Genomic DNA, 13816 nt, shown 5'->3' on the forward strand with positions numbered 1-13816 from the left:
CGCTGGCCGTGGATCAGCGCAGGCCGGTCTCGCTGCGCGCGATGACCAGGCGCTGGATCTCCGAGGTGCCCTCGTAGATCTCGGTGATCTTGGCGTCGCGGAAGTATCGCTCCAGCGGCATTTCCTTCGAATAGCCCATGCCACCGTGGATCTGCACCGCCTGGTGGGTGATCCACATCGCCGCCTCGGAGGCGACCAGCTTGGCCATCGAGGCCTCGGCCGAGAACGGCTTGCCCTGGCTCTTCAGCCACGCCGCGCGCAGTGTCAGCAGCAACGCCGAGTCCAGCTTGCACTTCATGTCGGCGATCTTGGCCTGGGTCATCTGGAAGGCGCCGATCGGCGAGCCGAAGGCCTTGCGCTCCTTCACGTACTCGATGGTCTTCTCGTACGCGGCGCGGGCGATGCCGATGGCCTGCGAGGCGATGCCGATGCGGCCGGCATCCAGCACGCTCATGGCGATCTTGAAGCCCTGGCCTTCCTCGCCCACCACTTCCTCCGGGCGCGCCACGTAGTCGGCGAACTCGATCTCGCAGGTGGCCGAGGCGCGGATGCCCAGCTTCGGCTCGGTCTTGCCGCGGTGGAAGCCCTCGCGGCTGGTGTCGACCATGAACGCGGTGATGCCGCGCGCGCCCTTTTCCGGGTCGGTGACCGCGAACAGGATGATGTAGCGGGCGACCGGGCCGGAAGTGATCCAGCTCTTCTTGCCGTTGATCACGTAGGTGCCGTCGGCCTGGCGCACGGCGCGGCAGCGCATGTTCGAGGCGTCGGAGCCGGACTGTGGCTCGGTCAGGGCGAAGGCGCCGATCTCGCGGCCCTCGGCGATGGCGCGCACGTACTTCTGCTTCTGCTCCTCGTTGCCGTTCTTGAGGATGCCGGTGCAGAACAGCGAGTTGTTGACCGACATGATGGTCGAGTGCGCGGCGTCGCCGGCGGCAATCTCGATCATGGCCAGGGCGTAGGCGATGGGGTCCATGCCGGCGCCGCCGTACTCGGCCGGCACCTCGATGCCCATCAGGCCGTTCTCGCCGAGCAGGCGGATGTTCTCCAGCGGGAACTCGCCGGTGCGGTCGAAATGCTCGGCGCTGGGCGCAATCACTTCCTGGGCGATGCGGCGCGCCACGTCCTGCAGCATCAGTTGTTCTTCGGTGAAGCTGAAATCCACGGGGGACCCCTCCGGTCGGTATTTGTCGCGATTGTAACCACTACGCCATTCGCTGGCGTATGCCGGACGCCCTGCTGACCCGGGTCCGTGGCCGCGGTTGACCGCGGCACCCCGTCGCGCGGACAATTATCGCTATATCGCGATAGGAAGATATTTATGGATCTGGAGGACTGGTCGGCCCGGCTGAAGGTGTTCGCGGACGCCACCCGGGTACGCCTGCTGGCCCTGCTGGAACTGGAAGAACTGACCGTGGCCGAGCTTTCGGCCATCACCCGCCTGGCGCAGCCGCGCGTGTCCACCCACCTGGCACGGCTCAAGGAGGCCGGCCTGGTGCGCGACCGCCGCGCCGGCGTGTCCGCCTACTACCGCTTCGACGAGGCCAGCCTGGACCCGGCGCAGCGCGCATTGTGGCAGGCCTTGAGCACCGGAAGCGACGACCCGCTGCTGCGCCAGGACGCCGAGCGCCTGCCGGCGGTGCTGGCCGCGCGCGCGGCCGACCAGAACTGGGCCGACTCGGTGGCCGGCGACATGGAGCGCCACTACTCCCCCGGCCGCACCTGGGAAGCACTGGCGCGCAGCGCGCTGCCGCTGCTGCACACCGGCGACGTGCTGGACATCGCCTCCGGCGACGGCGTGCTGGCGGAGCTGCTGGCGCCGCACTCGCGCCGCTACGTGTGCGTGGACACCAGCGCGCGGGTGGTGGCCGCCGCCAGCGAACGCCTGCGCCGGCTGGAGAACGTCGAGGTGCGCGAGGGCGACATGCACGCCCTGCCCTTCGGCGCCGGCAGCTTCGACCTGGTGGTGCTGATGCACGCCCTGACCTACGCCAACCGCCCGGCGGTGGCGGTGGCCGAGGCCGCGCGCGTGCTGCGCCCCGGCGGCCGCCTGCTGCTGACCAGCCTGGCCCGCCACGAACACAAGGCCGTGGTCGAGACCTACGGCCACGTGAACCTCGGGTTCACCGCCCGCGAGCTGCGCAAGTTCGCCGAGAAGTCCGGGCTGGTGGTCACCAGCCTGGAGACGGTGACCCGCGAACGCCGCCCCCCGCATTTCGAAGTGATCTCGCTGATCGCGCACAAGCCCTGAGGCCGACCATGTCCCGCTCCCTCCCCTGGCTCCATCCCGAACGCGTCGCCCTGCTCGAACAGGCCCTGCGCGAACGCATCCTGGTGATCGACGGCGCCATGGGCACCATGATCCAGCGCCACGGCCTGGACGAGGCCGACTACCGCGGCGAGCGCTTCGCCGAGGGCTACGACCGCCAGCACCACCCCCAGCACGAGGGCCACGGCCCGCATTGCGGCCACGACCTGAAGGGCAACAACGACCTGCTGCTGCTGACCCGGCCGGAGGTGATCGAGGGCATCCACCGCGCCTACCTGGAGGCAGGCGCCGACCTGGTGGAGACCAACACCTTCAACGCCACCGCGATCAGCCAGGCCGACTACCACCTCGAGCACCTGGTGTACGAGCTCAACCGCGCCGGCGCCGCGCTGGCGCGCAAGGCCTGCGACGCGGTGGAGGCCGCCACCCCGGGCAAGCCGCGCTTCGTGATCGGCGTGCTCGGCCCGACCAGCCGCACCGCCTCGATCAGCCCGGACGTCAACGACCCCGGCTTCCGCAACACCAGCTTCGACGAGCTGCGCGCGACCTACCGCGAGGCGGTCGAGGGCCTGGTCGACGGCGGCGCCGACACGCTGATGGTCGAGACCATCTTCGACACGCTCAACGCCAAGGCCGCGCTGTTCGCGATCGAGGAGGTGTTCGAGGCGCGCGGGGCGCGCCTGCCGGTGATGATCTCCGGCACCATCACCGACGCTTCCGGCCGCACCCTGTCCGGGCAGACCGCCGAGGCCTTCCACACCTCGCTGGCGCATGCCAGGCCGCTGTCGATCGGGCTGAACTGCGCGCTGGGCGCGCGCGACCTGCGCCCGCACATCGAGGCCCTGGCGCGGGTGTCGCCGTACTACGTCAGCGCCCATCCCAACGCCGGCCTGCCCAATGCCTTCGGCGGCTACGACGAGACCCCGGAGGAGATGGCCGAGGTGCTGCGCGGCTTCGCCCGCGACGGCCTGCTCAACCTGGTCGGCGGTTGCTGCGGCACCAGCCCGGACCATATCCGCGCCATCGCCGAGGCGGTGCGCGGGCTGCCGCCGCGCGTGCCCGCCGGCGCGCTGGAGCAGGCCGCGTGAGCGCCGCCGCCGATCGTTCCGCCGTCCAGGCCGGACGCGTTCCCCATGCCCACTGACCACGCCGCCATGTCCGCACCGCTTCCCCGCTACACCCGACTGTCGGGCCTGGAACCGCTGGTCATCACCCCCGAGCTGCTGTTCGTCAACATCGGCGAGCGCACCAACGTCACCGGCAGCGCCCAGTTCCGCAAGCTGATCAAGGAAGAGCGCTACGCCGAAGCGGTCGAGGTTGCGCGCCAGCAGGTGGAGAACGGCGCGCAGATCCTCGACGTGAACATGGACGAGGGCCTGATCGACTCGGAAAAGGCGATGACCCGGTTCCTCAACCTGATCGCCGCCGAGCCGGACATCGCCCGCATCCCGATCATGGTCGACTCCTCGAAGTGGAGCGTGATCGAAGCCGGCCTGAAGTGCCTGCAGGGCAAGGGCGTGGTCAACTCGATCTCGCTCAAGGAAGGCGAGGAGGTGTTCGTCGAGCACGCGCGCAAGGTGCTGCGCTACGGCGCGGCGGTGGTGGTGATGGCCTTCGACGAGCAGGGCCAGGCCGATACCTGCGCGCGCAAGGTCGAGATCTGCACCCGCGCCTACCGCATCCTGGTGGACGAGGTCGGGTTCCCGCCCGAGGACATCATCTTCGACCCCAACATCTTCGCCATCGCCACCGGCATCGAGGAGCACGACAACTACGCGGTGGACTTCATCGAGGCCACCCGCATCATCCGCCAGACCCTGCCGCACTGCCACGTGTCCGGCGGTGTGTCCAACGTGTCGTTCTCCTTCCGCGGCAACGAGACCGTGCGCGGGGCGATCCACTCGGTGTTCCTGTACCACGCGATCAGGGCCGGCATGGACATGGGCATCGTCAACGCCGGCGCGCTGCCGGTGTACGACGAGCTGGACCCGGAGCTGCGCGAGCGGGTCGAGGACGTGGTCCTCAACCGCCGCCGCGACGCCACCGAGCGCCTGCTGGAGATCGCCGAGCGCTACAAGGGCAGGAAGGGCGAGAAGAAGGCCGAGGACCTGGCCTGGCGGCAGAAGCCGGTGCGCGAGCGCCTGGCCCATGCCCTGGTCCATGGCATCGATGCCTACGTCGAGCAGGACACCGAGGAGGCGCGCCAGCAGGCCGGCCGCCCGCTGGACGTGATCGAAGGCCCGCTGATGGACGGCATGAACGTGGTCGGCGACCTGTTCGGCGCCGGCAAGATGTTCCTGCCGCAGGTGGTCAAGTCCGCGCGGGTCATGAAGAAGGCGGTGGCCTACCTGCTGCCCTTCATCGAGGCGGAGAAGGCGCGCACCGGCGACGCCGGCAAGCCCAACGGCCGGATCGTCATGGCCACGGTCAAGGGCGACGTGCACGACATCGGCAAGAACATCGTCGGCGTGGTCCTGGCCTGCAACAACTTCGAGGTGATCGACCTGGGGGTGATGGTGCCGGCGCAGAAGATCCTCGACGCGGCGCGCGAGGCCAACGCCGACCTGATCGGCCTGTCCGGCCTGATCACGCCCTCGCTGGAGGAGATGGGCCACGTGGCGCGCGAGCTGCAGCGCCAGGGCTTCGCCACCCCGCTGATGATCGGCGGCGCCACCACCTCGCGCGCGCACACCGCGCTGAAGATCGACCCGCACTACCAGGCCCCGGTGGTCTGGGTGAAGGATGCATCGCGCGCGGTGGGCGTGGCCCAGTCGCTGATCTCGCCGGAACTGCGCGGCCCGTTCGTGGCCGCCAACGAGGCCGACTACGCCGAGATCCGCGCCCGCCATGCCAACCGCGGCGACGCCAAGCGCCTGGTATCCCTGGAGAAGGCGCGCGGCCAGCGTTTCGACGGCGGCTGGGGCAGCTACGCGCCACCGGCGCCGAACCGCCCTGGCGTGCACGCCTTCGACTGGCCGCTGGAAGACCTGCTGCCCTGCATCGACTGGACCCCGTTCTTCCAGGCCTGGGAGCTTGCCGGCAAGTACCCGGCAATCCTGCAGGACCCGGTGGTCGGCCCCCAGGCCAGCGAGTTGTTCCGCGACGCCCAGGCGATGCTTGCGCGCATCGTGGCGGAGAAGTGGCTGGCCGCGCGCGCGGTCTACGGGCTGTGGCCGGCCGCCAGCCATGGCGACGACGTGGTGCTGCAGCACGCCGATGGCCCGGCCACCCTGCATTTCCTGCGGCAGCAGGTGGACAAGCCGGCCGACCGCCCGGACTTCTGCCTGGCCGACTTCATCGCCCCGGCCGGCAGCGGCGTGCAGGACTGGATCGGCGCCTTCGCGGTGACCGCCGGCATCGGCATCGACGCGCACGTGGCCCGCTTCGAGGCCACGCACGACGACTACAACGCAATCCTGCTCAAGTCGCTGGCCGACCGCCTGGCCGAGGCCCTGGCCGAGCGCCTGCACCAGCGCGTGCGCACCGAATTCTGGGGCTACGCGGCGGACGAGGCGCTGGACAACGAAGCGCTGATCGCCGAACGCTACCGCGGCATCCGCCCGGCCCCGGGCTATCCGGCCTGCCCGGACCACAGCGAGAAGGCCACCCTGTTCCGCCTGCTGGACGCGCCGGGCAATGCCGGCATGGCGCTGACCGAGAGCTTCGCCATGCTGCCCACCGCGGCGGTGTCCGGTTACTACTTCAGCCACCCGGGCAGCCAGTACTTCGTGGTCGGCCGGGTCGGCAAGGACCAGGTGGCCGACTACGCCCGGCGCAAGGGCGTGGACAAGGCCCAGGTGGAGCGCTGGCTGGCCTCCAACCTGGACTACGACCCGGAGTAACCGCAGCGGGCCGCGGCTGCGCCCGGCCCACGCAGGCGCGCAAGCGGCGCCGTGCCCGTGCCCGGACGCGCCGCGTCGCGGTGCGGCACGTGCGCCCCCGGCTGCACCGGGGGCCAGCCAGCCCCTACAATGCCGCCCCTGCCCTGCTTCGGAGTCCCGCATGCAAGCCGATCACGTCCGCGCCGTCGTCACCGGCGGCGTCTCCGGCCTCGGCCTGGCCGTGGCCCAGCGCATCGTCGCCGATGGCGGCAAGGTCGCCCTGCTCGACGTCAACGACGACAAGGGCGCGGCCGCGGTCGCGGCGCTGGGTGCCGGCAACGCGCGCTACTTCCGCGCCGACGTCAGCGACGAGGCCGGCGTGGCCGCCACCCTGGAAGCCGCGCGCGAGTTCCTCGGCGGGCTCAACGTGGCGGTCAACTGCGCCGGCATCCTCGGCGCCGGCCGCGTGCTGGGCAAGGAAGGCCCGATGCCGCTGGACGGCTTCACCCGCACGGTGATGGTCAACCTGGTCGGCAGCTTCAACGTGGCCAAGGCCGCGGCGGCGCTGATGCAGCACAACGAACCGGGCGAGGACGGCGAGCGCGGCGTGATCGTCAACACCGCCTCGGTCGCCGCCTACGAGGGCCAGATCGGCCAGGCCGCGTACTCGGCCTCCAAGGGCGGCGTGGTCGGCATGACCCTGCCGATGGCCCGCGAACTGGCGCGCTTCGGCATCCGGGTCATGACCATCGCCCCGGGCGTGTTCTGGACCCCGATGGTCGACGGCATGCCGGAAAGCGTGCAGCAGTCCCTGGCCGCGACCATCCCGTTCCCGGCGCGCCTGGGCCAGCCGGACGAATTCGCCGACACCGTCGCCTTCATCCTGCGCACCCGCTACCTCAACGGCGAGACCATCCGCCTCGACGGCGCGACCCGGTTGGCGCCGAAATAAGAGCGGGGATTGGGCATTCGGGATTGGGGATTGGGAGGAGCAAGAGCAGAACCTTTCCCACTCCGGCGCGATCGTCGAATCACGAAGAACCCAACCCGCACAACGAATCCTGTATCCCGAATCTCCAATCCCGGACTTCACCCATGAAAGCCAGCGAAATCAAGAAGGGCAACGTCGTCGAGTACAACAACGGGGTCTACCAGGTCCGCGACATCGAGCGCAGCTCGCCGCAGGGCCGCGGCGGCAACGTGCGCTACCGCTTCATCATGTACTCGGTGCCCGGCGGCACCAAGCTGGACGCCAGCTTCGACGCCGAGGACAACCTGGTCGAGGTCGAGCTGCTGCGCCGCCAGGCCAGCTTCTCGTACAAGGACGGCGACGCCTTCGTGTTCCTCGACGACGAGGACTACACCCCCTACACCCTCGACCCGGACGCGCTGGGCGACGCGGTCGGCTACATCACCGAGGGCCTGACCGGCTGCTACGTGCAGGTGATCGACGAGCAGCCGGTGGCCGTGCAGCTGCCGCAGCACGTGGTCCTGGAAGTGGTGGAGACCCCGCCGGAACTGAAGGGCGGCACCGCGACCAAGCGCCCGAAGCCGGCCAAGCTCAGCACCGGGATCGAGATCATGGTCCCGGAGTACATCGCCAACGGCGAGAAGATCCTGGTCAACACCACCACCGGCGAGTTCGGCGGGCGAGCCGATTGAGGGGCCCTTCCCGGCCGCGCGCAGGCGCGGCCGGGAAGGCGGGATTCGGGATTCGGGATTGGTGATTCGCAAGAGCGGACACGGGTCCCGCGTTCACCGGGCGGCCTTCGCGTAGCCCGCAGCCGAGCGCTTCCGGGATGCCGCGCCCCACGGATCCGGGTTGCCCCGGGACGCAGCCAACCCCGGATGCGGCCTCATGCGGGCTACGAGCCTGCGCCCGCCAGCTCCCGCAGCCGCTCCCCGAGCCGCGCGACATTCGCCTCGGCCCCGTCCAGGGCCTCGCGCCGCGCGGCGGGCAGCAGCGCCCTGATCTTCGCTTCCAGTGCCCGTGCGTCGGTCCTGCGGCCTTCGGCCAACGTGACCGCGGTGGCCTCCAGCCTCCCGCGCTCTTCCCGCTGCGGCAGGCCATAGCCGTCCACGCCCTGCAGCCATGCCGCCGGGCGGCTGAAGGCGTCGCCCACTTCCAGGAACAGGCGCACATCGCCGGCGACGCCGGCATCGGCAGCAGCGATGCGGCCCAGCCAGCGGCGCTTGAGCTGGTCACGGGCCAGCGCCTCCTCGCGCCGCAGCGCGGCCGATTCCAGCACCAGCAACGCCGCCGCGCCCTTCAGCCCGGCCTGTTCCAGCGCCGGCCGGCGCCGCGCCGGCGGCAGCGCGATCCATTCGCGGGCATCGCGCGCCTGCAGGCCCAGTTCGTCGCGGGCGACCGCGTACATGGCCTGGTAATGGGTGCTGGCGGCCTCGAAGCGGAAGCCCAGGCGCACCTGCTCCACCGGATCGGCCGGCACCGCCGGCACGTCGACCACGCCGTGCCGGCGCAGGCGCCGCGCCAGCCCGTTCGGGAACACGGTGCGCAGCGGCAGTGCCGCCAGCCGTGGCACCGCGTCGTGCAGCAGCTTCCAGGTCTCCACCGCGCAGTTGTTGCCGAGGAACAGGTAGCGGCCGTCGTAACTCCAGTGCAGCTGCGCCGCGCGCGTGGCCACCGCCTGCACCTCCTGCGGCGACAGCGCCAGCGGGATCGCATGCAGGTCGCGCAGCTCCACCCGGGTGTATTCGTCCACCACCTGCTCCAGCGGCAGGGCGAACAGGCGCGAGGGATAGCCACCCGTGAGGCCGCGCCAGCTGGAGATCTGCAGGTCGTCGACGAAGGCGCGGAAGGACAGCACCAGGTGGTGCTGCAGGTCCAGGCGGCAATCCGGCCCGGGTTCGCGCCCGGGCGCGCAGACCACCAGGCGCAGCATGGCGTGGCCCCAGCGGCTGGCGAGGCCATCGCCGTCCCCGGCCAGCAGGTAGTCCACCGCGTACACGCGTTCCGGCGCGAGCAGGCGCAGCGGCTCGGCGCCGGCGGCCGGGTCCTGGACGAAGGCCAGGCCATGGGCGCAGTCGCTCCCGCCGCCGCGTTCCTCGCCGAACCGGTGGTCGAAATACTCCGCCAGCGCCGGGCGCCGGCAGGCGTAGTCCGGGTCCAGCAGGTAATGCTCGAGGTTGACCGCCACGTACTCGCGCGGGGAGGCCAGTTCGTAGGGGTCGGGGCTGCGGTCGCGGAAATCGTTGCGGCCGCGCCGGCCCGGGTGCAACGCCGAGCGCTGCCAGCCGGCGAGGTCGAGCAGGCGCGGATCGCGCGACAGGCCGCCGGCGGCGGTGCGGTCGTACAGGTGCGCCAGTTCGTGCAGCAGCGCGGCCAGCGCCGCCCTGGCGGCGGCGGGTTCCTGTGCGCGCCGCTTCCAGTCCTCCAGCAGGCGCCGCTGCAGCAGGATGCGCCAGTGGCGGGCACGGCCGTGCACCTGCTGCGGCAGGTCGTCGCGCCATTCCAGCGTGATCGGCCGTTCCAGCGCGGACGCCCAGGGCCGTGGCAGCCGCGCCGTGGCCGCGTCAAGCAGTTCGCGCGTGGCCGCTGCGTCGGCATGGTCCAGGCCCGGGGGAAGTTCGAAGCGCGGAGCCGCGGAGGCCGCGGCGCTGGCCAGCAGCAGGGCCGCCAGCGCCAGCGGGCGGATCATCCGGCGGCGAGGATCTTCCGCGCCAGCTCCAGGTCGCTGGCCTGGCGCGCGGCGGCGTCGCGCTCGCGCAGCACGCGCAGGGCCGCCTCCAGGCGAGCGCTGCGCACCCGGCCCTCGCTGGCGACGAAGCCAGCGGCATCCTCGCGCGCGGCCTGGACCAGCTTGTCGTCGCCGGAGGTGCTGCCGGAGGACGCCGAGCTACCGGCCGAGGAGGCGCCGGCCGAGGTGCCGGCGAAGCTCGAGGCCTGGGCCGGCAGGGCGCAGGCGAACAGCAGGGCGGCGAGGGTCAGGGAGGAATGCTTCATGGGCAGGTGGCGGGCGTGGTCAGGAATACGTGAAGCCTACCCTGCCGCCCGCCCCGCCTGCACCTGCCGCCGGCAACCGGTCAGGCGTCGAACAGCTTGCCCGGGTTGAGGATGCCGTTGGGGTCGAACGCCTGCTTGATCCCGCGCATCAGCGCGATCTCGGCCTCGCTGCGGGTGCTGGACAGGTAGGGCTTCTTGACCAGGCCGATGCCGTGCTCGGCGGAGATGCTGCCGCCGCATTCCTGCAGCGCCTGGGCCAGCAGCTTGGTCACGTGCTCGCACTGGCCGACGAAGTCGGCGTCGGAGGTATCGTCCGGCTTGAGCACGTTGATGTGCAGGTTGCCGTCGCCGATATGGCCGAACCAGACCACGTCGAAGTGCGGATAGGCCTGCCCCAGCAGCGCCTGGGTCTTCGCCAGGAACGCCGGCATGGCGGAGATGCGCACCGAAACGTCGTTCTTGTACGGCTTGTACCTGGCCACCGATTCGGTGATGCCCTCGCGCAGGCGCCAGATCTGCTGGGCCTGGGCCTCGGACTGGCTGATCACGCCGTCGGCCACCCAGCCCTGCTCCATGCAGTGCTCGAACGCGGCCATGGCCGCGGCCTCGGTGGCCTCGTCGTCGCTGGCGAACTCGGTGACCACGTAGAACGGGTACTCGTCCTCCAGCGGCTTCTGCGCGCCGTGGGCCACCACGTGGCGCAGGGCGCGGTCGGTGAAGAACTCGAACGCCTCCAGGCGCAGGCGGCCGCGGAACTCGGCGAACACGTCCATCAGCACCTCGAACGAGGGCAGCGCCAGCAGCATCACGTTGGTCGGCGGCGGCGGGTCGGTCAGGCGCAGGATGGCCTCCACCACGATGCCCAGGGTGCCCTCCGAGCCGATCATCAGCTGGCGCAGGTCGTAGCCGCTGGAGTTCTTCACCAGGCCGCGGTTGAGGTGCAGCACCTCGCCCGCACCGGTGACCACGGTCAGGCCGGCGATCCATTCGCGGGTATTGCCGTAGCGGATCACGCGGATGCCGCCGGCGTTGGTGGCGATGTTGCCGCCGATCGAGCACGAGCCGCGCGCGGCGAAGTCCACCGGATAGATGAGGCCGTGCTCGGCCGCCGCGTTGTGCACCGCCTCCAGCGGCATGCCGGCCTGCACGGCCAGGGTGCGGTCGACGCGGTTGAACTCCAGCACCTTGTTCATCCGCTCCAGGCTCAGCACCAGCTCGCCGTTGGCGGCCACCGCGCCGCCGGACAGGCCGGTGCGGCCGCCGGAGGGCACGATCGCCACCCTGTGGCGGTTGGCCCAGCGCACGATGGCCTGGACTTCCTCCACCGTGCCCGGCAGGGCAATGGCCAGCGGCGCCGGGGTCCAGCGGCGGGTCCAGTCGCGGCCGTAGTGCTCCAGGTCGGCGGCGTCGGTCTTCAGGCGCAGGTCGGGCACCGACGCGAGCAGGTCGGCAAGGCGGGGATCGGTCATGGGAACGGTGCGGGCAAGGCGGAGCGGGAGCCGGCAAGCGTGCCAGCCCCGGGGCGGTCGCGTCCAGCGCGGGACGCGCCCTGCCCCGGCGGCCCGCCGCCGCGGACAAGCCCTTGTTTCATCGGCAACTTTGCACGCGTGCAACTGCCACCACCACGGGCACGCGGTGTTGCGCGCAAACCGGGCAAATGCCAATGACGCGGTGCGGAAAACAGGGGGCGCTTCTGGCATAGTTGGCGGCTCCCGCCACACCCGAACCGGAAGCCGCGCGCATGTCGCCCAAGAAGACCTCCTTCCCGAAATCGGACATCCGCGTGCTGCTGCTGGAGGGCGTCAGCCAGACCGCGGTGGAGACCTTCCGCGCCGCCGGCTACACCCAGATCGAGTTCCACGACAAGTCGCTGCCGGAGGACGAGCTGAAGGCGCGCATCGCCGAGGCCCACATCATCGGCATCCGCTCGCGCACCCAGCTCACCGCCGACGTGCTGGCCCATGCCAAGCGCCTGATCGCGGCGGGCTGTTTCTGCATCGGCACCAACCAGGTCGACCTGGACACCGCCGAGCTGGCCGGCATCCCGGTGTTCAACGCGCCCTACTCCAACACCCGCTCGGTGGCCGAACTGGTGGTGGCCGAGGCGGTGATGCTGATGCGCGGCATCCCGCAGAAGAATGCGCAGTGCCACCGCGGCGGCTGGTCCAAGTCCGCCGCCGGCAGCCGCGAGGTGCGCGGCAAGACCCTGGGCATCGTCGGCTACGGCCACATCGGCACCCAGGTCGGCGTGCTCGCCGAGGCGCTGGGCATGAACGTGGTCTTCCACGACATCGAGACCAAGCTGTCGCTGGGCAATGCGCGCGCCGCGCAAAGCCTGGAGGACCTGCTGGCGCACGCGGACGTGGTCACCCTGCACGTGCCGGAGACCCCGGCGACGAAGAACATGATCGGCGCTGCCCAGATCGCGGCGATGAAGCGCGGCGCGCACCTGATCAACGCCTCGCGCGGCACCGTGGTCGACATCGACGCGCTGGCCGCGGCGCTGGAATCGGGCCATGTCGGCGGCGCGGCGGTGGACGTGTTCCCGGTCGAGCCCAAGGGCAACAGCGAACCATTCGTCTCGCCGCTGACCCGCTTCGACAACGTGATCCTGACCCCGCACATCGGCGGCAGCACGCTGGAGGCGCAGGAGAACATCGGCGTGGAGGTGGCGGCCAAGCTGGTGCGCTACAGCGACAACGGCAGCACCCTGTCCGCGGTCAACTTCCCCGAGGTCACCCTGCCCGAGCACGAGGGCAGCCTGCGGTTGCTGCACATCCACCGCAACGTGCCGGGCGTGCTGTCGAAGGTCAACGAGATCTTCAGCCGCCACGCGGTCAACATCGACGGCCAGTTCCTGCGCACCGACCCCAAGGTCGGCTACGTGGTGATCGACGTGGCCGCCGACGAGGCCAAGGTCAGCCAGCTGCGCGAGGAACTGGCCGCGATCCCGGGCACCCTGCGCACCCGCGTCCTGTACTGAGCCGGCGCAGGCCTGCGCCTGGCCATGCGACGGGCCGGCATCGCCGGCCCGTCGCGTTTCCGGCACTCAACCCCGCGCGGCCAGCCAGCGCGCGGCCATGCGCCGCATCGAGGGGTCGCAGCGCGGGTCGTCCACCAGTTCGTCGATCCGGCGCCAGGCCAAGGCGTGGGATTCGGCGCTGACCACGAAACGCTCGTCCGCGCCGGCGCGCACCACGTAACGCACGTCGTAATGCCAGTGTCCCGGGACCTCGCCGCGCTCCGGGATCCAGTGCCGGTCCAGGTCGAAGATGCGGCCGTCCTCCAGGCGCAGGCCCGGCACCCCGGTTTCCTCCTCCGCTTCCTTCAAGGCCACCTGCGCCAGGTCGCGCTCGCCGTCGGCATGGCCGCCCGGCTGCAGCCAGCGGTCGAGCTTGCGGTGGTGGGTCAGCAGGGTGCGCTGGCCATCGGCGCTGACCACCCAGGCCGAGCCGGTGAAATGCCCCTCCAGGCGCTGGCGGATGAACGGGTCAGCCGCATCCTCCAGCAGGGCCAGGAAGGCATCGGCCAGTCCCGCCTGCATCGGCTCGCGCGTGCGGTATTCGGCCAGCTGGGCGGCCAATGCCTGCACTTGCACCATGGTGGTTCCCGTCGTCATGGATTGGCACCCGGATTATGCACGGGCCTTGCTGCAGTGCGGCACCGCATTGCCAAGCGACCCGGGCATTTGGCAAGGTACGGCGCTCATGTGGCCTCCGGTGGCCGCTCTTCATACCCGGCGCTCGAAGCCACCAGGGGGAACGT

General features: G+C 70.9%; 11 protein-coding genes. 6 read left to right on the forward strand and 5 right to left on the reverse strand.

Features of this window, described 5'->3' with window-relative positions; all coding sequences use genetic code 11:
* Positions 1-13: 13 nt before the first annotated feature.
* Entirely contained in the window at positions 14-1162 is a 1149-nt protein-coding gene (locus PSEJ31_RS0103685; protein ID WP_028914687.1) for an acyl-CoA dehydrogenase family protein, read from the reverse strand.
* A gap of 156 nt (positions 1163-1318) precedes the next feature.
* Here PSEJ31_RS0103685 and PSEJ31_RS0103690 point away from each other — a divergent pair, with 156 nt between their 5' ends.
* The 5 genes from PSEJ31_RS0103690 (at position 1319) to yeiP (ending at position 7749) form a co-directional block, all read left to right on the forward strand.
* Entirely contained in the window at positions 1319-2248 is a 930-nt protein-coding gene (locus tag PSEJ31_RS0103690) for a metalloregulator ArsR/SmtB family transcription factor (protein ID WP_028914688.1), read from the forward strand.
* An 8-nt stretch (positions 2249-2256) separates the two neighbouring features.
* Entirely contained in the window at positions 2257-3354 is a 1098-nt protein-coding gene (locus tag PSEJ31_RS0103695; protein ID WP_051403637.1) for a homocysteine S-methyltransferase family protein, read from the forward strand.
* 66 nt (positions 3355-3420) lie between these two features.
* On the forward strand, positions 3421-6108 hold the full coding sequence (gene metH / locus PSEJ31_RS0103700) for a methionine synthase (RefSeq protein WP_028914690.1): 2688 nt from the start codon (positions 3421-3423) through the stop codon (positions 6106-6108).
* 160 nt (positions 6109-6268) lie between these two features.
* The gene (locus PSEJ31_RS0103705) at positions 6269-7039 is read left to right on the forward strand and encodes an SDR family NAD(P)-dependent oxidoreductase (RefSeq protein WP_028914691.1); all 771 of its coding nucleotides are present in this window, start codon (positions 6269-6271) and stop codon (positions 7037-7039) included.
* A gap of 143 nt (positions 7040-7182) precedes the next feature.
* Positions 7183-7749, forward strand: coding sequence for an elongation factor P-like protein YeiP (gene yeiP, locus PSEJ31_RS0103710; RefSeq protein WP_019399728.1), 567 nt, complete (start codon positions 7183-7185; stop codon positions 7747-7749).
* Between the two features lie 203 nt (positions 7750-7952).
* On the opposite strand, the gene PSEJ31_RS0103715 is transcribed toward yeiP, so the two are convergent.
* The 3 genes from PSEJ31_RS0103715 to PSEJ31_RS0103725 all read right to left on the reverse strand — a co-directional run bounded on the left by PSEJ31_RS0103715 (position 7953) and on the right by PSEJ31_RS0103725 (position 11520).
* On the reverse strand, positions 7953-9746 hold the full coding sequence (locus PSEJ31_RS0103715; RefSeq protein WP_028914692.1) for a DUF4105 domain-containing protein: 1794 nt from the start codon (positions 9744-9746) through the stop codon (positions 7953-7955).
* Positions 9743-10051 (reverse strand): DUF2388 domain-containing protein, encoded by a 309-nt coding sequence (locus PSEJ31_RS0103720; protein WP_019399726.1) that lies wholly within the window; start codon positions 10049-10051, stop codon positions 9743-9745. Before PSEJ31_RS0103720 ends, PSEJ31_RS0103715 begins: the two co-directional genes overlap by 4 nt.
* An 80-nt stretch (positions 10052-10131) precedes the next feature.
* Positions 10132-11520, reverse strand: coding sequence for an FAD-binding oxidoreductase (locus tag PSEJ31_RS0103725; RefSeq protein WP_019399725.1), 1389 nt, complete (start codon positions 11518-11520; stop codon positions 10132-10134).
* A gap of 272 nt (positions 11521-11792) precedes the next feature.
* Here PSEJ31_RS0103725 and serA point away from each other — a divergent pair, with 272 nt between their 5' ends.
* Entirely contained in the window at positions 11793-13034 is a 1242-nt protein-coding gene (gene serA, locus PSEJ31_RS0103730) for a phosphoglycerate dehydrogenase (protein ID WP_028914693.1), read from the forward strand.
* A gap of 66 nt (positions 13035-13100) precedes the next feature.
* Here serA and PSEJ31_RS0103735 read toward each other — a convergent pair whose 3' ends face one another.
* Positions 13101-13652, reverse strand: a complete 552-nt coding sequence (locus PSEJ31_RS0103735; protein WP_019399723.1) for an NUDIX hydrolase — start codon at positions 13650-13652, stop codon at positions 13101-13103.
* Positions 13653-13816: the final 164 nt, after the last annotated feature.

This window comes from Pseudoxanthomonas sp. J31 (assembly GCF_000510725.1).
In the GTDB taxonomy this organism is placed as follows: Bacteria; Pseudomonadota; Gammaproteobacteria; order Xanthomonadales; family Xanthomonadaceae; genus Pseudoxanthomonas.